Origin of the sequence: Mangrovicoccus algicola, assembly GCF_014903745.1 — a bacterium.
GTDB lineage: Bacteria > Pseudomonadota > Alphaproteobacteria > Rhodobacterales > Rhodobacteraceae > Mangrovicoccus > Mangrovicoccus algicola.
In genome coordinates this window covers 18,004-39,140 of record NZ_JACVXA010000023.1, presented here as the reverse complement: position 1 = coordinate 39,140, position 21,137 = coordinate 18,004, and the positions used below count along the sequence as shown (strand labels likewise).

General features: G+C 68.3%; 15 protein-coding genes. 7 read left to right on the top strand and 8 right to left on the bottom strand.

Features of this window, described 5'->3' with window-relative positions; genetic code table 11:
• The first annotated feature begins 20 nt into the window (after nucleotides 1–20).
• The 3 genes from ICN82_RS09765 to ICN82_RS09755 all read left to right on the top strand — a co-directional run bounded on the left by ICN82_RS09765 (nucleotide 21) and on the right by ICN82_RS09755 (nucleotide 3,451).
• Nucleotides 21–1,541, top strand: a complete 1,521-nt coding sequence (locus ICN82_RS09765) for a class I adenylate-forming enzyme family protein (RefSeq protein WP_226898402.1) — start codon at nucleotides 21–23, stop codon at nucleotides 1,539–1,541.
• Nucleotides 1,528–2,160 carry a DsbA family oxidoreductase gene (locus ICN82_RS09760; RefSeq protein ID WP_193182116.1) on the top strand — a complete coding sequence of 211 codons (633 nt, stop codon included), beginning with the start codon at nucleotides 1,528–1,530 and terminating at the stop codon, nucleotides 2,158–2,160. The genes ICN82_RS09765 and ICN82_RS09760 overlap by 14 nt, the downstream gene beginning before the upstream one ends.
• Before the next feature lie 67 nt (nucleotides 2,161–2,227).
• Nucleotides 2,228–3,451 carry an MFS transporter gene (locus ICN82_RS09755; RefSeq protein WP_193182114.1) on the top strand — a complete coding sequence of 408 codons (1,224 nt, stop codon included), beginning with the start codon at nucleotides 2,228–2,230 and terminating at the stop codon, nucleotides 3,449–3,451.
• A 52-nt stretch (nucleotides 3,452–3,503) separates the two neighbouring features.
• Here ICN82_RS09755 and mfd read toward each other — a convergent pair whose 3' ends face one another.
• Nucleotides 3,504–6,965 (bottom strand): transcription-repair coupling factor, encoded by a 3,462-nt coding sequence (gene mfd, locus ICN82_RS09750; RefSeq protein WP_193182111.1) that lies wholly within the window; start codon nucleotides 6,963–6,965, stop codon nucleotides 3,504–3,506.
• Between the two features lie 28 nt (nucleotides 6,966–6,993).
• Nucleotides 6,994–7,500 (bottom strand): component of SufBCD complex, encoded by a 507-nt coding sequence (locus tag ICN82_RS09745; RefSeq protein WP_193182109.1) that lies wholly within the window; start codon nucleotides 7,498–7,500, stop codon nucleotides 6,994–6,996.
• A gap of 124 nt (nucleotides 7,501–7,624) precedes the next feature.
• Between ICN82_RS09745 and hemB the strand changes: the two genes are divergently transcribed.
• The 4 genes from hemB (at nucleotide 7,625) to ICN82_RS09725 (ending at nucleotide 12,486) form a co-directional block, all read left to right on the top strand.
• Entirely contained in the window at nucleotides 7,625–8,623 is a 999-nt protein-coding gene (gene hemB, locus ICN82_RS09740) for a porphobilinogen synthase (RefSeq protein ID WP_193182107.1), read from the top strand.
• A 131-nt stretch (nucleotides 8,624–8,754) separates the two neighbouring features.
• Nucleotides 8,755–9,318, top strand: coding sequence for a lipid-binding SYLF domain-containing protein (locus ICN82_RS09735; protein WP_269142389.1), 564 nt, complete (start codon nucleotides 8,755–8,757; stop codon nucleotides 9,316–9,318).
• Between the two features lie 92 nt (nucleotides 9,319–9,410).
• Nucleotides 9,411–11,879: a penicillin acylase family protein gene (locus ICN82_RS09730; RefSeq protein ID WP_193182103.1), complete on the top strand. Its 2,469-nt coding sequence runs from the start codon at nucleotides 9,411–9,413 to the stop codon at nucleotides 11,877–11,879.
• Nucleotides 11,880–11,958: 79 nt separating this feature from the next.
• A complete protein-coding gene (locus ICN82_RS09725; protein ID WP_193182101.1) occupies nucleotides 11,959–12,486 on the top strand; it encodes a winged helix-turn-helix transcriptional regulator in 528 nt (175 codons plus the stop codon).
• A 296-nt stretch (nucleotides 12,487–12,782) separates the two neighbouring features.
• Here the strand turns inward: ICN82_RS09725 and hflX are convergent, their stop codons facing one another.
• The 6 genes from hflX to ICN82_RS09695 form a co-directional block, all read right to left on the bottom strand.
• Nucleotides 12,783–14,063: a GTPase HflX gene (gene hflX, locus ICN82_RS09720; RefSeq protein WP_193182178.1), complete on the bottom strand. Its 1,281-nt coding sequence runs from the start codon at nucleotides 14,061–14,063 to the stop codon at nucleotides 12,783–12,785.
• Nucleotides 14,063–14,296 (bottom strand): RNA chaperone Hfq, encoded by a 234-nt coding sequence (gene hfq / locus ICN82_RS09715; protein WP_108263468.1) that lies wholly within the window; start codon nucleotides 14,294–14,296, stop codon nucleotides 14,063–14,065. The genes hflX and hfq overlap by 1 nt, the downstream gene beginning before the upstream one ends.
• Before the next feature lie 147 nt (nucleotides 14,297–14,443).
• The gene (locus tag ICN82_RS09710) at nucleotides 14,444–15,958 is read right to left on the bottom strand and encodes a TrkH family potassium uptake protein (protein ID WP_193182099.1); all 1,515 of its coding nucleotides are present in this window, start codon (nucleotides 15,956–15,958) and stop codon (nucleotides 14,444–14,446) included.
• A 7-nt stretch (nucleotides 15,959–15,965) separates the two neighbouring features.
• Nucleotides 15,966–17,342 carry a Trk system potassium transporter TrkA gene (gene trkA, locus ICN82_RS09705; RefSeq protein ID WP_193182097.1) on the bottom strand — a complete coding sequence of 459 codons (1,377 nt, stop codon included), beginning with the start codon at nucleotides 17,340–17,342 and terminating at the stop codon, nucleotides 15,966–15,968.
• Between the two features lie 64 nt (nucleotides 17,343–17,406).
• Nucleotides 17,407–18,822 carry a nitrogen assimilation response regulator NtrX gene (ntrX, locus tag ICN82_RS09700; protein ID WP_193182095.1) on the bottom strand — a complete coding sequence of 472 codons (1,416 nt, stop codon included), beginning with the start codon at nucleotides 18,820–18,822 and terminating at the stop codon, nucleotides 17,407–17,409.
• A 16-nt stretch (nucleotides 18,823–18,838) separates the two neighbouring features.
• Entirely contained in the window at nucleotides 18,839–21,091 is a 2,253-nt protein-coding gene (locus ICN82_RS09695; RefSeq protein ID WP_193182093.1) for a sensor histidine kinase NtrY-like, read from the bottom strand.
• Nucleotides 21,092–21,137 lie beyond the last annotated feature (46 nt).

Genomic DNA, 21,137 nt, shown 5'->3' with positions numbered 1-21,137 from the left:
GGTAGCCCCGCATCATGGAGATGGATGACCCCGCCCTGCCGCCCTGCCCGGCACCGTTCAGCCTGGCCCGCCACGTGCTGGCCGGGGCGGCCCGCGATCCCGACCGCATCGCGCTGGCGATCCTGCGGCTGACGGGCTCCGAACGCTGGAGCCATGGGCGGCTGGAACGCGCGGTGCTGGGACTGGCGGGGGCCTTCGCGGCGCGGGGGCTGCCGCCGGGGTCGCGGATCCTGCTGCGGCTGGGAAACGGGGTCGATTTCCCGCTGGCCTTCCTGGGCGCCATTGCCGCCGATCTGGTGCCGGTGCCGACCTCGCCGCAGCTGACCGCGCCCGAGATCGCCCGCATCGCCGCCGAGCTGGATCCGGCGCTGATCGTGGCGGGCGACGGCATCGCCCTGCCCGATCCCTGCCCCTGGCCGGTGCTGGCCGCCGCCGGGCTGCAGGAGATGGCGGAGGGCCCGCCGCTGGCCCCGGTCGAGGGCGATCCCGACCGCCCGGCCTATATCGTCTACACTTCGGGCACCTCGGGGCAGCCGCGTGGCGTGATCCATGCCCATCGCGCCATCTGGGCGCGCCGGGCGATGTTCGGCGGCTGGACCGGGCTGGAACCGGGCGACCGCATCCTGCATGCCGGGGCCTTCAACTGGACCTACACGCTGGGCACCGGGCTTCTGGATCCGTGGAGCATCGGGGCCACTGCGCTGATCCCCGCACCGGGGATCACCCCCGCGCAGCTGCCGCTGCTGCTGAAACGCCACGACGCGACGATCTTCGCCGCCGCGCCGGGGATCTACCGCCAGATGCTGCGCGCGCCGATCCCGGCCCTGCCGCGCCTGCGCCACGGGCTGTCGGCGGGCGAAACGCTGCCCGATGCGCTGCGCGCCGCTTGGCAGGCGGCCACCGGCACGCCGATCCACGAGGCATTCGGAATGTCCGAGGTCTCCACCTTCGTCTCGGGCAGTCCCGCGCGCCCGGCCCCGGCGGGCACGCTGGGTCATCCCCAGCCCGGGCGGCGCGTCGCGATCCTCGGCCCCGGCCATGCCCCTGTCCCGCCCGGAGACACAGGACAGATCGCCCTGGCCGCCGATGATCCGGGGCTTATGCTGGGCTATCTGGGCGCCCCCGGCGAGACCGCCGCGCGGCATTCCCCGGACGGCCAATGGTTCCTGACCGGCGACATGGGCCGGATGGAGGCCGATGGCGCCGTCGCCTGGCTGGGGCGCGAGGATGACATGATGAATGCCGGCGGGCTGCGCGTCTCGCCGCGCGAGGTGGAGACGGCGATGGAGGCCCATCCCGCCATCGCCGAGGCCGCCGCGGTCGAGATCGGCGTCGGCCCCGGCACCACGGTGATCGGCCTTTTCTATGCCGGTGATCCGGTTCCCGAGGACGAGCTTGCCGGTTTCGCCGCCCAGAGGCTCGCCCGCTACAAATGCCCGCGGCTCTTCCGCCATTGCGATGCGCTGCCGCGCAATGCCAATGGCAAGCTGATGCGCCGCCAGATACGACAGGACCACGAGACTTCCCATGATCCAGCTTGACGTCATTTCCGACCCGATCTGCCCCTGGTGCTATATCGGCAAGGCGCGGCTCGACCAGGCGCTGATGGAACGGCCCGCCCATCCCTTCGTGATCGAATGGCACCCGTTTCAGCTGAACCCCGAGATGCCGCGCGCGGGCATTCCGCGCAAGGATTACTATCGCAACAAGTTCGGCAGCCGCGAAGCCGCGGCCGAGGTCGTCTCCAACATCATGGAGGCCGCCGCCGAAACGGGGCTGGATTTCGACCTCTCGGCCATTCCGCGGGTGCCCAACACGCTGGACGCGCACCGGCTGATCCTCTGGGCCGGGGTCGAGGGTGTGCAGCCGGCCGTCGTCTCGGCGCTGTTCCACGCCTATTTCCAGGACCTGCGCGACATCGGCGACCGCGACGTGCTGTGCGACATCGCCGATGGCGCGGGGCTGGATGCGGCGATGATCCGCAGGCTTCTGGAGGGAGAGTCGGACCTGAAACTGATCGTCGAGCGCGATGCCGCCTTCCGCGGCATGGGCGTGACCGGCGTGCCGACCTTCCTGGTGGACCGCAAGCAGGCCGTGCCCGGCGCCCAGCCCGCCGATCTGTGGGTGCGCGTGATCGACGAAATTGCGGGAGTCGGCTGAGCGGACTGCGCGCTGGCGCACGCAAATACCGGGTGACAGGCGGGGATCGTGCCCCTAAAGGGCGATCATGTCTGTGAAATCTTCCGAGTCGCAGCCCTCCAGGGGCGAGTTCGTCGCGCTCATGGCCATGATGATGGCCACGAATGCGTTTTCCGTGGATGCCATGCTGCCGGCGCTCAGCGAGATGGGCCAGACCCTGTCGCCCGAGGCGCCGGTGCGGGCCCAGCTGGTCATCATCGTCTTCATGATCGGCATGGGGATCGGCACCTTCTTCACCGGGCCGCTTTCGGATGCCTGGGGGCGCCGTCCGCTGGTGATCGCCTGCGGCGGGATCTACGCGCTCGGCGCGCTCCTTGCCTGGCTGGCCCCGTCGCTGGAACTGATCCTGGCGGCGCGGCTAATCCAGGGCTTGGGCGCCTCGGGCAGCCGGGTGGTCGCCATGGCGATGGTGCGCGACCGGTTCTCGGGGCGCGCCATGGCCCAGATCACCTCGCTGATCATCACCGTCTTCATGGTCTTTCCCGCCATCGCGCCCTCCATCGGCCAGGGCATCATCTGGATCGGCGGCTGGCGGTCGGTCTTCCTGTCCTTCCTGATCTTCTCGGCCATCGTGATGACCTGGTTCATGCTGCGCCAGCCCGAGACCCTGCCGCCGGAGAACCGCCGCCCGATCCGGATCCCGGTGATGCGCGCGGCCTTCGTGGAAATCGTGTCCATCCCCATGGTGCGCCGCACCGTCCTGGCGATGAGCTGCTGCTTTGCCATGATGCTGACCAACATCTCCTCGACGGAACTGGTCTTCGAGCAGACGCTGGGACTGGGCGCGCAGTTTCCGCTGTGGTTCGGCGCCGCGGCGATCTCGGCGCTGATCGCGCCGATGATCAATTCGCGCATCGTGATGAAATACGGCATGCACCGCATCGCCAGCCTGGCGATGACCGCGCAGCTGGTCCTGTCCGGCGCCTATCTGCTGGCGCTGAAGACCGGAGTCCTGCCGGTGGACCTGCTGCTGCCCTATTTCCTGTGGCAGGTGACGATCTTCATGACCATGGGTCTCAGCATGGGCAATCTCAACGCGCTGGTGATGGAACCGCTGGGCCATGTCGCGGGCATGGCCTCGTCGCTGATCGCGGCGATCTCGACGCTTCTGGGCGCGCTGGTGGCGATCCCGGCCTCGGCCAGTTTCGACGGCACGCAGATCCCGCTGGTCACCTGCATCTTCGGTTTCATGATCTTCGCACGGATCATGCTGTCGGGACGCGCCTACGACACCCGGCGCAGCGCCGCCTGACCCGCGCCGCCCAGACGGAACGCCAAGGCCGGAGCCCCGCTCCGGCCTTTTTTCATGCCCCCTTCTTCGGGGTCTCCGTGCGGACACGCTGCGCCAGGTCGCGGGCAATGGCGAAGGCGCCCTTGATCCTCTCGCTGGCCCTGTCCCAGTCGCGGCGCACGACGATCTTGTTCTCCTTGATCCTGGCCAGCCCCTTCTCGGACTGCACGTATTCGACCAGGCCGCCGGGATTGGGGTACTTGTCGTTGTGGAACTGGATGGTCACGCCCTTGGGCCCGCCATCGAGCTTGGCGATCGCCGCCTTCTTGCATTCCGCCTTGATCCGCACGACCAGAAGCAGCGTGTTGACCTCGCGCGGCAGCTTGCCGAAGCGGTCGATCAGCTCGGCGGCGAAGCCTTCCAGCTCCACCTTGGTGGTCAGCCCCGAGAGGCGCCGGTAGAGGCCCAGCCGGACATCGAGGTCGGGCACATACGTTTCGGGGATCAGGACCGGCACGCCGAGATTGATCTGCGGCGACCACTGGCCGTCATCCTCCAGCACCGCCTCCGCCTCGCCCGAGCGGATCTTGGTCACCGCCTCCTCCAGCATGTGCTGGTACAGCTCGTAGCCGACCTCCTTGATCTGGCCGGACTGCTCCTCGCCGATCAGGTTGCCTGCACCCCGGATATCAAGGTCTTGCGAGGCCAGGGTAAAGCCCGCGCCCAGGCTGTCCAGCGATCCCAGAACGCGCAGCCGCTTCTCGGCAGCGGGGGTCAGCTTCATCCGCGGCTTGGTCGTCATATAGGCATAGGCGCGGGTCTTGGACCGGCCGACGCGCCCGCGGATCTGGTACAGCTGCGCCAGCCCGAACATGTCGGCGCGATGCACGATCATCGTGTTGGCCGTGGGGATGTCCAGGCCCGACTCGACGATGGTGGTGGCCAGCAGCACGTCGAACTTGCCGTCATAGAAGGCGTTCATCCGGTCATCCAGCTCGCCTGCCGCCAGTTGCCCATGGGCGATGACGAAACTGACCTCCGGCACCTGTTCGCGCAGGAATTCTTCGATTTCGGGGATGTCGGCGACGCGCGGCACCACGAAGAAGCTCTGCCCGCCGCGGTAATGTTCGCGCAGAAGCGCCTCGCGCACGGTGACGGGGTCGAATTCGCTGACATAGGTGCGGATGGCCAGGCGATCGACGGGGGGCGTGCCGATGATCGACAGGTCGCGCACCCCCGAGAGGCTCATCTGCAGCGTGCGCGGGATCGGCGTCGCGGTCAGGGTCAGCACGTGGATGTTCGAGCGCAGCGATTTCAGCCGTTCCTTGTGGGTGACGCCGAAGCGCTGTTCCTCGTCGATGACCAGCATGCCGAGATTGTGGAATTTCACCTGCTTGGCCAGCACCGCATGGGTGCCGATGACGATATCGACCGTCCCCTCGGCCAGGCCCTTGCGCGTGGCGGCGGCCTCCTTGGCGGAGACGAAGCGCGACAGCTGCCGCACCTCCAGCGGAAAGCCGCGGAACCGTTCCTCGAAGGCGCGCGCATGCTGGCGCGCCAGCAGCGTCGTCGGCGCGATCACCGCCACCTGCTGGCCGCCCATCGCCGCGACGAAGGCCGCGCGCATCGCCACCTCGGTCTTGCCGAAGCCGACATCGCCGCAGACCAGCCGGTCCATAGGCCGCCCGCGTTCCAGGTCGTCCAGCGTATCCTCGATGGCGCGCAGCTGGTCATCGGTCTCGGCATAGGGGAAGCGCGCGCAGAACGCGTCCCACATGTCGTCCGGCGCGGCCAGGATCGGCGCCTTGCGCAATTCACGTTCGGCGGCGATGCGGATCAGGCGGTCGGCGATCTCCTTGATCCGCTCCTTCATCCGCGCCTTCTTGGCCTGCCAGGCGCCGCCGCCCAGCCGGTCCAGAAGCCCGTCCTCATGACCATAGCGCGAAAGCAGCTCGATATTCTCCACCGGCAGGTAGAGCCGCGCGGCCTCGGCGTAGTCGATATGGATCATCTCATGCGCCGCGCCCAGCGTGGTGATGACCTCCAGCCCTTGGTAGCGGCCGACGCCATGTTCGACATGCACGACCAGGTCGCCCGGCGAAAGCGTCTGAAGTTCGGTCAGGAAGTTCTCGGCCCGCTTGCGTTTTTTCGGCGCACGGATCAGCCGGTCGCCCAGCACGTCCTGTTCCGAGACAACGGTCAGCCCCTCGGCCTCGAACCCGTGTTCCAGCGCCCAGACCGCCAGGCTGACGGTCTTTTCTGCCTGAGAAACGGCCCGGAAATCATTGATTTCCTTCGCATCGATCAGGCCCTCATCCTCCAGGAGGCCCTTGAGCCTTTCGCGCGCGCCCTCGGAATAGCTGGCGACGATCACCGGACCGGCCTTTTGCCTTGCCTTAAGATGGTCTGACAGAGTCTTGAAAAGGCTTACATTCTCCATCTGACGTTCGGGCGAGAAATTGCGGCCGATGCGGCCCCCCGCATCGATCACGCCCGGGCCGGTCGATTGCGGCAGCGGGCTGAGCCGCATCACGCGCCGGTCGGCAGTTGCAGATTGAAACTCCGGATCGTCGAGATAAAGCAGCCCCGGCGGACAGGGCTTGTAGACCGAGGACATGCGCTTGCGGTCGCCCATCGCCTCGCGGCGCGTGTCGTATTGATCGGCAATGGTGTCCCAGCGCGACAGGCGCGCGGCATCGAACTGGTCGTCCAGAAGGATGCTGGCGCCGGGCAGATAGTCGAAGAGCGTTTCCAGACCGTCATGGAAGAAGGGCAGCCAATGTTCCGCCCCCTGGTGCTTGCGCCCCGCGCTGATCGCCTCGTAAAGCGGATCGTCGCTGCCCGCGGCACCGAACTCGATGCGGTAATTCTGCCGGAACCGGGTGATCGCCGCCTCGTCGAGGATGATCTCGGAGACCGGCGCCAGCTCCACCTCCTTGAGCGTCTCGGTCGTGCGCTGGCTGACCGGATCGAAGCGCCGGGCCGAGTCCAGCGTGTCGCCGAACAGATCCAGCCGCACCGGCCCGCCATCGCCCGGCGGATAGATGTCGATGATGCCGCCGCGCACCGCGTAATCGCCGGGCTCCATCACCGTCGGCGACTGGGTGAAGCCCATCCGCACGAGGAACCGTTTCAGCCCCGCCTCGTCGATCCGGTGCCCGACCCGCGCGGTGAAGGCCGCCTCGCGCAGAACGGCGCGGGCGGGGATCTTCTGGGTGACGGCATTCAGCGTCGAGAGGATCACGAACCGCGCGGGCATGCCATGGACCAGCCCCGCCAGGGTCGCCATCCGCGCCGCGGTGATGTCGGGATTGGGCGAGACCCGGTCGAAGGGCAGGCAGTCCCAGGCGGGAAAGGCGAAGACCGGCAGGTCCGGCGCGAAGAAGGCCAGCGCCGCGCGCATCGCATCCATGCGCTTGTCGTCGCGCGAGACATGCAGGACCGGCCCGCCCGAACGGTCCATCTCGCGCAGCACCAGGCGGGCATCGAACCCCTCGGGTGCGCCGCCGACGGTCACGTGTTTGGCATCGCTCATCGGGGAAACCTCCTTCGCCGGGCGGCTCTCAGAAATAGGCCCGTGCCAGGACCTGGTTCATGCCGAAGACGGCAGACACGAAGATGGAGGCCAGCGCAAGCAGTTGCAGCCTGATCCTCAGGCGCCGCACCAGCACCGCCAGCGCCGGTGGCTCTCCGGTTGCGGAGGCCATGCGCATCGCCGTCCCGAGGATCATGCCCTGCGCCAGCGCCAGGGGCGCGGCCAGGAGGAACAGCGCCTGGGCCAGTTCCGACCCGAGCGCCGCCAGCCCCAGAAGAAGCGTCAGCGCGCAGGCCCACAGCCCGACCATCCACAGCCGGGCCCGCCGCGACGGCGCCAGGGCCCGCGCGACGCCTGCCCGCAACAGCGCCGCCGCCCCGGCCTCGTCCCCCGCCGCCAGCGCGCGGTCGCATTGATCCAGCGGGATCCCCATCGGCGCCTGCGCCACGCGGGCCCAAAGAAGGGCCACCGTGACCCAGTACCAGAGGTTGGAAAAGGCGGCGGTACTGATCAGCTCGAATGGGCTCGGGGGCACGGGCGGCAGGCTCCGGATCGTCACACAGGTGTGACGGTGCTACCCCCAAGCGGCGGCGAGGGCCAGCCTTGAGATGCGCGGCGATCCGTGGCACTCGGATGCACCGTTCCAGCCGGAGTCCGAGATGACCAGCCCCCACGCCTTCCAGATGCGCAGCCGTCCCCGCCGCACCCGCCGTTCCGAGGCGCTGCGCGCCATGGTCCGCGAAACCACGCTGGGCACCGGCGACCTGATCTGGCCGATCTTCGTGCGCGAGGGCGAGAATATCGAGGAGCCGGTGGAGTCCATGCCCGGCGTGCTGCGCTATTCGGTCGACCGCGCCGTGGCCGCGGCCGAGGGGGCGGCGGCGCTGGGTATCCCGGCGATCTGCATCTTTCCCTATACCGACCCGTCGCTGAAGACTCCCGCCTGCGAGGAGGCCTGGAACCCCGGCAACATCGCCAACCGCGCGATCCGCGCGATCAAGGCGGCGGTGCCGGATCTGGCGATCATGACCGATATCGCGCTGGATCCCTATAACAGCAACGGCCATGACGGCATCGTCCGCGACGGGCGCGTGGTCAATGACGAGACGGTGGTGGCGCTGGTGCGCATGGCGCTGGCCCAGGCCGAGGCGGGGGCCGATATCCTGGGGCCCTCGGACATGATGGACGGGCGCATCGGCGCGATCCGCGACGCGCTGGAGGCCGGCGGCTGGCAGGATGTCGCGATCATGAGCTATTCGGCCAAATATGCCTCGGCCTATTACGGCCCGTTCCGCGATGCGGTGGGGGCGGCGGGCGCGCTGAAGGGCGACAAGAAGACCTACCAGATGGATCCGGGCAATAGCGACGAGGCGATGCGCATGATCGCCCGCGACCTGGAGGAAGGCGCCGACATGGTGATGGTCAAGCCCGGCCAGCCCTATCTGGATGTCTGCCACCGGGTGAAATCCGAATTCGGCGTGCCGACCTTCGCCTATCAGGTCTCGGGCGAATACGCGATGATCGAGGCGGCGGCCCGCAATGGCTGGATCGACGGCGAGAAGGTGATGCTGGAAAGCCTGGCGGCGTTCAAGCGCGCGGGCTGCGACGGGGTTCTGACCTATTTCGCGCCGCGCGTCGCCCGGCTGCTTTCGGCCTGAGCCGGGGCGGCAGGCGCATTGGCCATGACATTGCCCGCACCTTCGCCTAGACTGCGCCGCGAAAAGCGTCGGCAAGGCGCATGGTGGCAGGCAGGATCCGCGACGGGTCCGGGACAGATGAGGCGAGCATGATGAATCCGACGCGACGGAGCCTTCTGGGGCGGGGCGTTCTTGCAGGGGGCGCCGCGCTGCTGGCGGCCTGCGACAATTCCGTGGGCACGAACGGGGCGGGCGTGATCGACCAGCGCGTGCGCCAGACCCTGGCCTACATGTACGCGAACTACCCCGAAACCCGCGACCTGGCGGCGAAATCCTCGGGCATGCTGGTCATGCCGCTGATGGGCGAGGCCGGGTTCATCATCGGCGGCGGCTATGGCGAGGGCGCGCTGGTGATCGGCGATGCGACGGTAGATTACTATTCCGCGACCCAGGCCAGCTTCGGCTTCCAGATCGGGGCGCAGCAATATGCGCATGTCCTGTTCTTCCTGACCCCCGAGGCGCTGCGCGAATTCCGCACCTCGCCGGGCTGGTCGGGCGGGGCCGATGCCGAATACACGCTGGACAAGCAGGGCGGCAACCTCTCGGCCTCCACCAGCGTCAGCGGCAAGCCGGTCGTCGCGATCCTTTTCGCCCAGGCCGGGCTGCGCGCCGCGGCGACGCTGGCAGGCACTAAATACACCCGCATCCTGCGCTAGGCCGCCTGCGGGTCTCGACGGTTTCAATCTGCAACCGGGGCGCTGGTCTCCCCGGCCCGGGGGGGCACCCCCGCATCCTGAGGTGAGGACGCATGCGTTTTGTATTCCGTTGGGGGCTGCGGCTCTTCCTAGCGCTGGCGGCGCTTGCGGTCGCGATCGCGGCGCTGGCCTGGTACCTGGCGATGCGCTCCCTGCCCGATTACGATGACAGCTTCACGCTTTCGGGGATCTCGGCGCCGGTGGAGATCGTGCGCGACACCTATGCCGTGCCGCATGTGGTCGGCCAAAGCGACGAAGACGTGTTCTTCGGGCTGGGATTCGCCCATGCGCAGGACCGGCTTTGGCAGATGACCATGTTCCGCCGGACCGCCCAGGGGCGGCTGTCCGAGCTGTTCGGCGAACGCACCGCCGGGCTGGACGATCTTCTGCTGCGGCTGGGGCTGTACCGGGCGGCGGAGGCCTCCGTTGCCGCCCAGACGCCCCGGACGCGCCGCGCGCTGGAGGCCTATGCCGCCGGGGTGAATGCCTGGATCGACCAGGTCAACGACCGGGCGCTCGGCCGCGGGGCGCCGGAATTCTTCCTCTTCGGGGCCGATGTCGCGCGCTGGCGCCCGGCTGACAGCCTTGCGGTGATGAAACTCATGGGGCTGCAGCTGTCGACGCATCTGTCGGCCGAGGTGACGCGCGCCCGCGTGGCGCTGGCCCTGCCGCCGGGCCGGGTCGACGATCTTCTGGCCGAAAGCCCGCAGGCCGTTGCCGCGCTTGGCGATTTCGCCTCGCTTTTCCCTGCGGGCGCGATGCCCGATGCGCCTGTCGATCTGGCGCAGGCCTTCCTGTCGCCGCTGCCCGCCCCCGGCGCGGCGGGCGCCTCCAATGCCTGGGCGGCCGCGGGCGGGCGCTCTGCCAGCGGCGCGCCGATCCTGGCCAATGACCCGCATCTGGAACTGACCGCGCCCTCGATCTGGTACCTGGCAGAGCTTCAGCTGCCGTCGGGCGGGGTGATCGGCGGCACGATCCCCGGCATGCCCAATGTCTTCATCGGGCGGAACGGCGATTTCGCCTGGGGCCTGACCAGCGCCTATCTGGACGACCAGGACCTGCATATCGAAGAGGTGAACCCCGAGGATTCCGGCCAGTATCGCGGCCTCGACGGGTGGTTGCCGTTTGAAACCGAACAGGTGATCCTGAGGGTGAAGAACGCCGCGCCGCGCACGCTTACCCTGAGGCGGACGGAAAACGGCCCGGTCCTGCCCGGCAGCGTCTATGACCTGGCCGCCGTCACCCCGCCGGGCCATGTCATGTCGCTGAACTGGACCGTTCTGGATCCGGCCGACACGACGATGAGCGCGGCGCTGGCGCTGATGCGGTCGCGCTCGGTTGCCGAGGCGACCGAGGCCGCCGCTGGCATCGTCGCCCCGGCGCAGGTGCTGACGATGGCGGATCGCAACCATATCGGGATGCAGCTGATCGGCCGCCAGCCCGCCCGCGACCCCCGTCACGAGACCCGGGGCCGGCTGCCGTCGCGGGGCTGGATCGCCGAGAACCGCTGGCAGGGCACCCTGCCCTATGAGGACAATCCGCGCTTCCTCGATCCCGCGGGCGGGATCCTGGGCAATACCAACAACCGGTTCACCGACGCGCCCTTCCCCCGCCATGTCAGCTTCACCTGGGGCGACACCCAGCGGGTACAGCGCTGGCAGAGGCTGATGCAGGCGCGCGAGGTCCATACCCGCGACAGTTTCATCGAGGCGCAGCTGGATACCGTCTCGGTTTCGGCGCGCACGCTGCTGCCGCTGGTGGCGGCGGATCTGTGGTACACCGCGGATGCCGCGGCCGAGGGCACGCCCGGACGCCGCCGCCGCCAGGCGCTGGACCTGCTGGCCGACTGGAATGGCGAGATGAACGAGCATCTGCCCGAGCCCCTGATCTACATGGCCTGGATGCGGGCGCTGCAGCAGCGGCTGATCGAGGATGACCTTGGCGGTCCGCTCGCCGCGCAATTCGCCCATGTCGAACCGCTTTTCCTGGAAAGGGTGTTCCGCAACGTGGACGGCGCCGCGGCCTGGTGCGACGTGGTCCAGTCCCGGCGCGCCGAGACCTGTGCCGAGATGGCGCGGCTGTCGCTGGACGACGCGCTGGTCTGGCTGGACGAGACCTATGGCGGCACGCTGGAATCGCTGCGCTGGGGCGATGCCCACGAGGCGCGGCATGACCACCCGGTGCTGGGCCAGGTGCCGGTTCTGGACTGGCTGGTCAATATCCGGCAATCGACCTCTGGCGGGGACCAGACCCTGGCGCGCGGCCAGACGGCGGGAACCGGGCCCGATCCGTTTGCCAATGTCCATGCCTCCGGCTATCGTGGGGTCTATGACCTGAATGATCCCAATGCCTCCATGTTCGTGATTGCAACCGGCCAGTCGGGGCACCCGCTGTCGCGCCATTACGACGACCTGGGCGAATTGTGGCGCCGCGGCGAATACATCCCCATGACGCTGGATCTGGACCTGGCCCGCGCCGGGGCCGAGGGCACCGTCTGGCTGCGCCCGGAAGAGCTCCGATAGCACCGGATCAGGGTTAATGGGTTGTCAGCATCTGTCTGCGAATTCTGGTCCCGCAGACAGATTGCAAGGTGAAACCGCCATGACACGACCCGAAGACACCGCCCCCGCAGGCGAGGACCCGCTGTGCCGCGCGACGCGGCTGCTGGGGGATCGCTGGACGCTGCTGATCCTGCGCGACATCATGTTCGACGGCCATCGCGGGTTCCGCGAATTGAAGGACGGATCGCGCGAGGGCATTGCCAGCAACATCCTCTCGGCCCGGCTGAAACGCATGGTGGCGGCGGGGCTGCTGACCCGCGCGCCGCAGGCGGATGCCCGGCGGCGGCGGCCCTATGCCCTGACCGAGGCGGCGATCGCGCTTCTGCCCGCCATTGTCGAGCTTTGCGCCTGGGGGCTTGATCCCGCCCCGGGGACCGGGGATCTGCGCGCCCGGCTGTTCTATGGCGGCGGTCCGAGATTGTGGCGCCGCTTCCAGGACGAGCTGCGGGCCGAGCATCTGCAGGACCGTCCGGCCCGCCTGTCGATCCGCGTGCGCCTTTCCGAGGCAGAGGGCGACGTGATCAACGGCTTCGGCCCGATCGCCCTGCCCGCGGACCGCGCCGCCTGAGCCTGCCTGCCGATCGCGGGCCCATCCGCGCCCCCCCCCCGGAGAGGCGGCGCGACCTCTCTGACTGTCCGGCACGATGCGCGGGGTGCCCCCGGCGGCAGGTGCATCCTTCGCCCTGGTTGCGGACTGAAACCACGGGAATGCGAAGCTCCGCGGCGCCGCGCCTTTTGCCGCTGTTCAGGTTGCATCATGCAACCTGCAGCTTCGCCCGACAGTTTCGCCCGGCTATCGGAACAGAAAAGCGGCCCGGGCGGGCGGCGCGCGCCCGCGGCCGGGGTTGCGATTTGCAACCGCCGTCAGAGACGGCGGTAGCGGTCGGCCTGGCGCTGGGTCCAGAATACGGTGAGGGTGAAACCCTCCTCGGTCTGGGTCTCGGATTGGACGACATTCTCGTCGAAAAGCCAGGCCCGCCGGCGGCCGTCGCCGAAACCCAGCTCCAGCACCTCTTCGTGGCGATGATCCTGGAACTGTGCGGCAACCGCCTCCAGCAGCCCCTCGATCCCCTGCCCGCTCAGCGCGGAGATGGCGAAGATGCCGTCGCTGCGCGCGGCGCGATTGGCGATCTCCTCGCGCTCGGGCCCGGGCAGCTGGTCGATCTTGTTCCAGATCTCGAATTGCGGCACGTCCTTGCCGACGCCCAGACCGGTGAGGATCTCGGTGACGTTCTCGGCCTGCATCGCCGTCTCGGGATGCGAGATGTCGCGCACATGCAGGATCAGGTCGGCCGACAGAACCTCCTCCAGCGTCGCGCGGAAGGCGGCGACCAGCTGGGTCGGCAGGTCGGAGATGAACCCCACCGTGTCCGACAGGATCACCTTGGGCCCGTCCCCGATCTGCAATTCGCGCATGGTCGGATCGAGCGTGGCGAAAAGCATGTCCTTGGCCAGGACTTCCGCACCGGTGACGCGGTTGAACAGCGTCGACTTGCCCGCATTGGTATAGCCCACCAGCGCAACCACCGGATAGGGCACCTTGGCGCGCGCCGCGCGGTGCAGCGTGCGGGTCTTCACCACCTTTTCCAGCTGCCGCTTGATGCGGACGATCTGTTCGTCGATGGCGCGGCGGTCGGCCTCGATCTGGGTCTCGCCGGGACCGCCGACGAAGCCGAGCCCGCCGCGCTGCCGTTCCAGGTGGGTCCAGGCCCGCACCAGCCGCGTGCGCTGGTAGCTGAGCGCGGCCATCTCCACCTGCAGCACGCCCTCGCGGGTACGCGCACGGTCGGCGAAGATTTCCAGGATCAGCCCGGTCCGGTCCAGAAGCTTGACCTTCCACGCCTTTTCCAGGTTGCGCTGCTGCACCGGCGTCACCGGTCCGTCGATCAGCACCAGGTCGGCCTCGGCCGCCTTCAGCATCTGGCCCAGCTCGTCCATCTTGCCGGAGCCGAACAGGTAGCCTGCCCGGGGCCGGGCAAGCGGCACGACAGCCTGGCCTGCCAGCTCGATGCCCGGCAGGGCAGCCGCCAGCGAGACGGCTTCTTCCAGCGCCCTGGCGGCCTCGCGCCGGTCACGGTCCGATTTCAGGTCGGGATGGAGGACGAAGGCGCGGGCCGGCCTTTCCTCGGTCTCAGGGGTATCGATCAGTCGTCCCCGTCATAAAGATTGATGGGAGAGCTCGGCATGATGGTCGAGATCGCGTGCTTGTAAACCAGCTGGGACTGTCCGTCCCGGCGCAGCAGCACGCAGAAATTGTCGAACCAGGTGATGACGCCTTGCAGCTTGACACCGTTGATCAGGAAGATCGTCACCGGAACCTTGGTCTTGCGGACGTGATTGAGGAACGCGTCCTGGAGATTTTGCTTGTCTGACGGCATTTTGTCTTGTTCTTCCGTTTTTGTCGGACCGGATACGCACGCGCCCGAGTATGTCGCGGCCTCCGGGGGAGTTCCAGACCCCGGCAAGCCTGTTCCGCGGAAATATTTCGCATTGCGGCAATAATGCAAAACGCCGCCCCGCCGGGCTCAGCGGCGCCAGAAATTCGGATTCAGTAGCGCGATGATGGCCAGGGTTTCCAGCCGCCCCAGCGCCATGGCCGCCGCCAGCACCAGCTTGGTCGCGGGCGACAGCGAGGCCGGCACGATGGCGGGCATCACCGCCACCTGGGTCAGCTGGCCGGTATTGGAGATGGCGGCCAGGGTCAGCACGGTCGCGGTCTCGAAACTGTGCCCCACGAGGGACAGCACCATCGAGACGAAGGCGATGGACAGCGCCGTGACCATGAAGAAGAGCCAGGCGATGAAGGCCGCCTCGCGTCCGAAAAGCCGTTGGCGGGACCCGACGCCGCCGACCGTCGAGGGATGGATCAGCCGCGAGATTTCATGCTGGCCGTGCTTGTAGAGCACGTAGATGCGCAGGAGCTTCACCCCGCCGGCCGAGGTCGCCACCCCGCCGCCGATCAGCGCGAGCCCCATCAGCACCATGCCCGGCGTCGACAGGCCGGACCACAGGCGGGCGATTTCCCACTGCTCGCTGACGAAACCGGTGGTGGTCAGGAAGGAGGCGGAGGTGAAGACGGCGCCCCACACGGCCCGCGGGATCAGCCCGATGCCGAAGCTCTCGGCCGTTTCGAACAGCACGTACCAGTGGCGCATGAACAGGACCATCGTGACCAGCGCGACGCAGCCCGCCGCCACCATCACCTCGGGTTCCTGCCAGATCCAGCGATTGCCGAGCGCGGGCAGATCGCGCGAGAAGCTGCGGCGGCTGACCGCGAAGATCAGGAAGGCGAAGATCACCAGTTCTCCGGGAATGCCCGCCTGCCCGCCGGTCAGCCCGCCCACCGGCGAGATCCCCGAGGTGGAGAGCACGGCCATCGCGTGGCACAGCGCGATGAAGGGCATTTCCCCCACCACCATCAGCAGGATCCACAGCGCGAAGGTCAGCCCGGCATAGACCCATCCCAGCGTGGCGGTGGCGCGCAGGATGCGCTGTTGCGGCGTCATGGCCCTCTGGCCCATCCACTGCACCTCGCGGCGGATCTCGCGGTTGCGCGGCAAGATCAGTTCGAACCCGCCGATCCGCAGCGGCGCGAGGATGGCGATCGCCGCCACCCAGATCAGCAGCCCGCCCAGCCAGCCGATCTCGGCACGCCACAGATGCACCGCGCGGCTCCAGGCAAGGGGGGCGGGCTCCATCGTCATGCCGGTCGTGGTGGCGGCCGAGACCATCTCCAGCCAGGCATCGAGCCAGGCCAGCCCCGGCGCGGCCTCCATCAGCGGCCAGGCCAGGATCGCCGGCAGCACGGTGAAGGCGCCCAGCAGCGCCAGCAGCTGTTCGCGCGCGGGCATGGCCGAGGGACGGTTGTTCATCGCCAGCGCGATCATGAAGGTCACGCTGCACAGAAGCACCGCGCCGTAGAGGAACGGCCGGCCGGCCTCGAAATCGCCATCCGTCGCCGCCAGAAGCGCCGGAGGAAGCATCGCCAGCGCGCAGATGCCGGTGAACCACAGGAAAAGCGGGACCCGCTCCCAATGCATCCGCATGTCAGAAGAAGTCGATGGAGACCTGCAGCAGGCGCTCCACCTCCGGCACATCCGCGGTCAGCGCGAAAAGCGAGATGACGTCGCCTTCCTCCAGCCGCGTGTCGCCCCTGGGGGTGATGACGGTCTCGTCCTTCAGCACCGCCCCGATCAGCACGCCCTCGGGAAAGGCGATGTCGCGGATCATGTTGCCCGCGATGGGCGAGGTCGACAGCACCTGCGCCTCGATGATCTCGGCCTCGGCATCGCCGATGGAATAGACGCCGCGCACCCGTCCGTGGCGGACATGGCGCAGGATCGAGGACACGGTGGTCGAGCGCGGGTTGATATAGGCGTCGATCTCCAGGGGCCCCATCAGCGGCAGAAGCGAGGGATCGTTGACCAGGCTGATCGCCATGGGACAGCCCTTGGCCTTGGCGCGCACGGCGGCCAGCAGGTTGACCTTGTCGTCATCGGTCACGGTCAGGATGGCATCGGCGCGGTCGATCCCCGCCTCCTCCAGCAGCGCGGCATCCAGCCCGTCGCCGTTCAGCACGATCGTCCGTTCCAGCGCATCGGCCGCGCGTTCGGCGATCTGCCGGCTGCGCTCGATCATGCGGACGCGGACGCGGCGGGCCTGTTTCTCCAGCCGCCGCGCGACGGCCAGCCCGACATTGCCGCCGCCGACGATGACCACGCGTTCCTGCTTGGGATTGGTCTTGCCGAAGATCTCCATCGTGCGCTCGGCATCGTCGACATGGGTGAAGACGTAGATCTCGTCCCCCGCGAACAGCATGTCGCCGGGATCGGGCGCGAACAGCGTGCCTTCGCGCCGGACGCCGACCACCACCGCGCGCAGGGTCGAGAACAGGTCGGTCAGCTGGCGCAGCGGCGTGTCCAGCACCGGGCAATCCGGTCCCAGCGCGATCCCCAGAAGCTGCGCCCGCCCGCCCAGGAACTGCTCGGTATCGAAGGCCATGGGCACGGCCAGCCGCGACAGCGCCGCCTCGGCGACCTCGCGTTCGGGGCTGATGACCACGTCGATGGGCAGGTGGTCGCGCCGGTAGAGGTCGGAATAGATCGCGTCCAGATAGCTCTGGGCGCGCAGCCGCGCGATCTTGCGCGGCACGGCAAAGACCGAATGCGCCACCTGGCAGGTGACCATGTTGACCTCGTCGGAATGGGTCGCGGCGATGATCATGTCGGCATCCTTCGCCCCCGCCCGCGCCAGCACGTCGGGATAGGAGGCAAAGCCCGAGATCCCCTGGACATCGAGGTTGTCGGTGGCGCGGCGCACCAGTTCGGGATTGCTGTCGACGACGGTCACGTCGTTCCTCTCGACCGAGAGGTGCCGCGCGATCTGCCAGCCGACCTGGCCCGCGCCGCAGATGATGACTTTCATGCCGCGTCCTTCATCAAGCTCCGGCCCCGTCCTGACACGGGCGGGGCGCCGGGGTCAATTCCGCTCAGGGTTCGCCCTCGTCGATCAGCGCGGCGATGCGCGCGCCGGTCTTGGCCGAGGTGACCACGCCCAGCGATTTCAGCTTGCGATGAAGCGCCGAGCGTTCCATGCCGACGAAATTCGCCGTGCGGGAGATATTGCCGCCGAAGCGGTTGATCTGGGTCAGCAGGTATTCGCGCTCGAACAGCTCGCGCGCCTCGCGCAGCGGCAGATGCGCGATGGCATTGGACAGGATCAGCCGCTCTTCCTCGCTGCCCGCCCCCATCGCCCCGTCGGGGCCCGGCAGTTCGCCCGGCTCGATGGCGCCGCGATCCTGGCCGAGGATCAGGATCCTCTCGATCATGTTGCGCAGCTGGCGGACATTGCCCGGCCAGCTCATCGTCTGGATCAGCGCGGCCGCATCCTCGCTCAGCTCCCGCGCGGGCAGCCCCTCCGCCTGGTGGAAAAGCTCGATGAAATGCAGGGCCAGTTCCGGAATGTCGCTGCGCCGTTCCTCCAGCGCCGGGACATGGATCGGCACCACGTTCAGCCGGTGATACAGTTCCTCGCGGAACCGACCCGCCGCGATTTCCCGTTTCAGGTCGCGCGCCGTGGCCGAGATGATGCGCGCATCGACATTGATCTGGGCGGAGCCGCCGACGCGCTGGAACCGCTGGTCGACCAGCACCCGCAACAGCTTGCCCTGGGTCTCGGGCGACAGATCCGCCACCTCGTCGAGATAGAGCGTGCCTTCATCCGCCTGCTCCAGCAGCCCCGGCTCCACCTGCTGGCCCTCGGATTCGCGGCCGAACAGCGCCGCCTCCAGCCGCTCCGCCTCGATGGCGGCGCAATTCATGGTGACAAAGGCCGCGCCTGCGCGCGGGCTGTTGCGGTGGATGTAGCGCGCGGCGGTTTCCTTGCCCGCGCCCGGCGCGCCCATCAGCATCACCCGCCCGTTGGAGCGCGTGACCTTGTCGAGCTGGGCGCGGAAGGACCGGAAGGCGGGGGAGGAGCCGACCAGTTCCGTCGGCGTGGCCTCCGCGCGGCGCAGTTCGGAATTCTCGCGCCGCAGCCGCGAGGTCTCCATCGCGCGGCGGATCACCACCAGGAGCTGGTCGATGTTGAAGGGCTTCTCGATGAAGTCATAGGCGCCCTGCTTGATCGCCGCGACCGCGATCTCGACATTGCCGTGCCCCGAGATGATGACCACCGGGACCTCGGGCGTCTCGCGCTTGACCTTGGAGAGGATGTCGATCCCGTCCATGTCGCTGTCCTTCAGCCAGATATCGAGGATCATCAGCGCGGGCAGCTGGTCGGACAGCGCCGCGATGCAGGCATCCGAGGTGCCGACGCGCCGGGTGGAGAATCCCTCGTCCTCCAGGATGTCGCCGATCAGTTCCCGGATGTCGCGTTCGTCATCCACGATCAGAATGTCGCTCATGCCTCTGTCCTCTTTTTCATTCCGCCGCCCGTTCGGGCACGGCCCCGGACCATGGCGGCAGGCGCATCACCACCCGCGCGCCCTGGTGCCCGTCCGCACCGAAGGGGGCCGCGTCCTCCAGACGCAATTCGCCGTCATGTTCCTCGACGATCTTGCGCACGATGGCCAGGCCCAGCCCGGTGCCCTTCTCGCGCGTCGTCACATAGGGTTCGAAAAGCCGCGCGCGGTCCTCGGGGAAACCGGGCCCGTTATCCTCTATCGCGATCTCGGCCATGCCGCCCGGCGCGGCCGGGACCAGCGTCACGCGCACCTCCGGGGCGAAGGCGGCGGCCGCGCCCTTCTCGGCGCGGGTCTCGGTGGCCTCGATCGCGTTCTTCACCAGGTTGGTCAGCGCCTGGGCGATCAGCGTCTTGTCGACATCCCCCCAGACGGGACCCTCGGGCAGATCGGCGCGCAGCCGGATGCCGGGATTGCCGCTTTTCTGCAACGTCACCGTCTCGCGCAGCAGCAGGACCAGGTCCTGGCGCGCGGCATTGGGTTCGGGCATCCGGGCGAATTTCGAGAATTCATCGACGATGCGCCGCAGATCCTCGGTCTGGCGGACGATCACATCGGTCAGCTCGCCCAGCTTCACGGGCTCCGCCACCTCGCGCGAGAATTTGCGCTTCAGCCGCTCGGCCGAAAGCTGGATGGGCGTCAGCGGGTTCTTGATCTCATGCGCGATGCGCCGCGCGACATCGCCCCAGGCGGCGGTGCGCTGTGCCGAGACCAGTTCCGTCACGTCGTCGAAGGCGATCACGAAACCTTCGAGTTCGCCGTCGTCGCCGCGCCGCTCGCCCATCCGCGCCAGCACGCTTTCCATCGCGCCCTTGCGGCGCAGCTTCAGCTCCTGCTGGACCTGTCCGCGCCAGCCGCCGCGCAGCGTGTCCAGCAGCCCCGTGAATTCCGGCACGATCTCGTCCAGCTCCTGCCCGGCGGGCTCGAACCCTTCGAGATCCAGCATCGAGCGCCCCGAGCGGTTGATGAATTCCACCCGGCCCGCGGCATCGAGCCCGATCACCCCGGCGCTGACCGAGCCCAGGACGGAATCGAACAGCCGCCTCTGGGTTTCCGAGGCGGCGGCATTCTCCATCAGGCTGGTGCGCTGGCGCGACAGTTCCGCGGTCATCTGGTTGAAGATGCGCCCCAGCATGGCGATTTCGTCATCGCCCTCTTCCTCGCGCACCTTGACGTTCAGATGCCCCTGCCCCACGCGCTGCGCCGCCGAGGCCAGGCGCCCCACCGGCTTCGACAGCTTCTCGGCGAACCACAGGCCCAGCCAGATCGAGGCCAGGATCAGGATCAGCGCGAAGCCCAGGTAGATCAGGCCGAATTCGAACAGCAGCCGCCCCCGCTGGGTTTCCAGCTGGTTGTAGAAGGTGGCCGTCGCCTGCGTGTCGTCGAGAAGCGTCAGGATCCCGCCATCGACCGTGCGCGAGACATAGAGATAGCGGTCGACGAAGGCGTCCAGCCGGATCAGCGCGCGGTATTCGTTATGCGGCCAGTCCTCGATGATGACGGTCTCGCCGGCCTCGGCGCGGCGCAGGTCATCGGCGGCGGGCGCTTCGTAATTGAACAGGTAGGACCGGTCGCCGCGGGCGCGGATCTCGCCGCCGCCATCGATGACATAGGCCTCCTTCAGGCCGCGCTGGATGGCGCCCTGCGCCTGGCCCAGGACCTGGCGGACATCGCCGTCGGACATCAGCACGGTCTGCTGGCGCTGGCGGTCGAGGAAATCCGCGACGGCCCGGGCATCGGTGGCCAGACCCTCGCGATGTTCGTTCTCATAGGCCTGGGCCGCGGCCAGCGAGGTGCCGACCACCTGCCGCACCCGGTCGGAGAACCAGCCTTCGAGGCCGACATTCAGCGTCAGCCCGGCAAAGACCGCGACCAGCACCGTGGGCCCCAGCGCCACCAGCGCGAAGACCCCGGTCAGGCGCAGGTGCAGACGGCTGCCGGCCGAGCGCGCCCGCCGCGCCGCCACCATCTTGGCGATGCGGCTGAGCACCAGCGTCGCGATGACCAGCACATAGACGAGGTCCGCCAGCAGAACCAGCCGGAGCGGCATGCCGCTGCTGCCCTGATCCAGGGGCCCCAGCACGAGGAAGGTGGCCACCGTCATCACCGGACCCAGAAGCACCAGCCCCAGAGTCGCGGCATTGGACATGCGGCCCCGCTCCAGGCGGAGAAAGAATTCACGCCAGGCCGACTGGCCCAGATTGGCTCGCATCAGTTCACCCGAAACCCACCGGGCGCGATTCCGTCTTCTGCGGCAT

What these genes read in the sequence shown, in the direction of transcription:
- ICN82_RS09765 (WP_226898402.1), top strand. Translation starts at nt 21, where the DNA reads ATGGATGACCCCGCCCTGCCGCCCTGCCCGGCACCGTTCAGCCTGGCC.
- ICN82_RS09760 (WP_193182116.1), top strand. Translation starts at nt 1,528, where the DNA reads ATGATCCAGCTTGACGTCATTTCCGACCCGATCTGCCCCTGGTGCTAT.
- ICN82_RS09755 (WP_193182114.1), top strand. Translation starts at nt 2,228, where the DNA reads ATGTCTGTGAAATCTTCCGAGTCGCAGCCCTCCAGGGGCGAGTTCGTC.
- mfd (WP_193182111.1), bottom strand. Translation starts at nt 6,965, where the DNA reads ATGAGCGATGCCAAACACGTGACCGTCGGCGGCGCACCCGAGGGGTTC.
- hemB (WP_193182107.1), top strand. Translation starts at nt 7,625, where the DNA reads ATGACCAGCCCCCACGCCTTCCAGATGCGCAGCCGTCCCCGCCGCACC.
- ICN82_RS09735 (WP_269142389.1), top strand. Translation starts at nt 8,755, where the DNA reads ATGAATCCGACGCGACGGAGCCTTCTGGGGCGGGGCGTTCTTGCAGGG.
- ICN82_RS09730 (WP_193182103.1), top strand. Translation starts at nt 9,411, where the DNA reads ATGCGTTTTGTATTCCGTTGGGGGCTGCGGCTCTTCCTAGCGCTGGCG.
- ICN82_RS09725 (WP_193182101.1), top strand. Translation starts at nt 11,959, where the DNA reads ATGACACGACCCGAAGACACCGCCCCCGCAGGCGAGGACCCGCTGTGC.
- hfq (WP_108263468.1), bottom strand. Translation starts at nt 14,296, where the DNA reads ATGCCGTCAGACAAGCAAAATCTCCAGGACGCGTTCCTCAATCACGTC.
- ICN82_RS09710 (WP_193182099.1), bottom strand. Translation starts at nt 15,958, where the DNA reads ATGCATTGGGAGCGGGTCCCGCTTTTCCTGTGGTTCACCGGCATCTGC.
- trkA (WP_193182097.1), bottom strand. Translation starts at nt 17,342, where the DNA reads ATGAAAGTCATCATCTGCGGCGCGGGCCAGGTCGGCTGGCAGATCGCG.
- ntrX (WP_193182095.1), bottom strand. Translation starts at nt 18,822, where the DNA reads ATGAGCGACATTCTGATCGTGGATGACGAACGCGACATCCGGGAACTG.
- ICN82_RS09695 (WP_193182093.1), bottom strand. Translation starts at nt 21,091, where the DNA reads ATGCGAGCCAATCTGGGCCAGTCGGCCTGGCGTGAATTCTTTCTCCGC.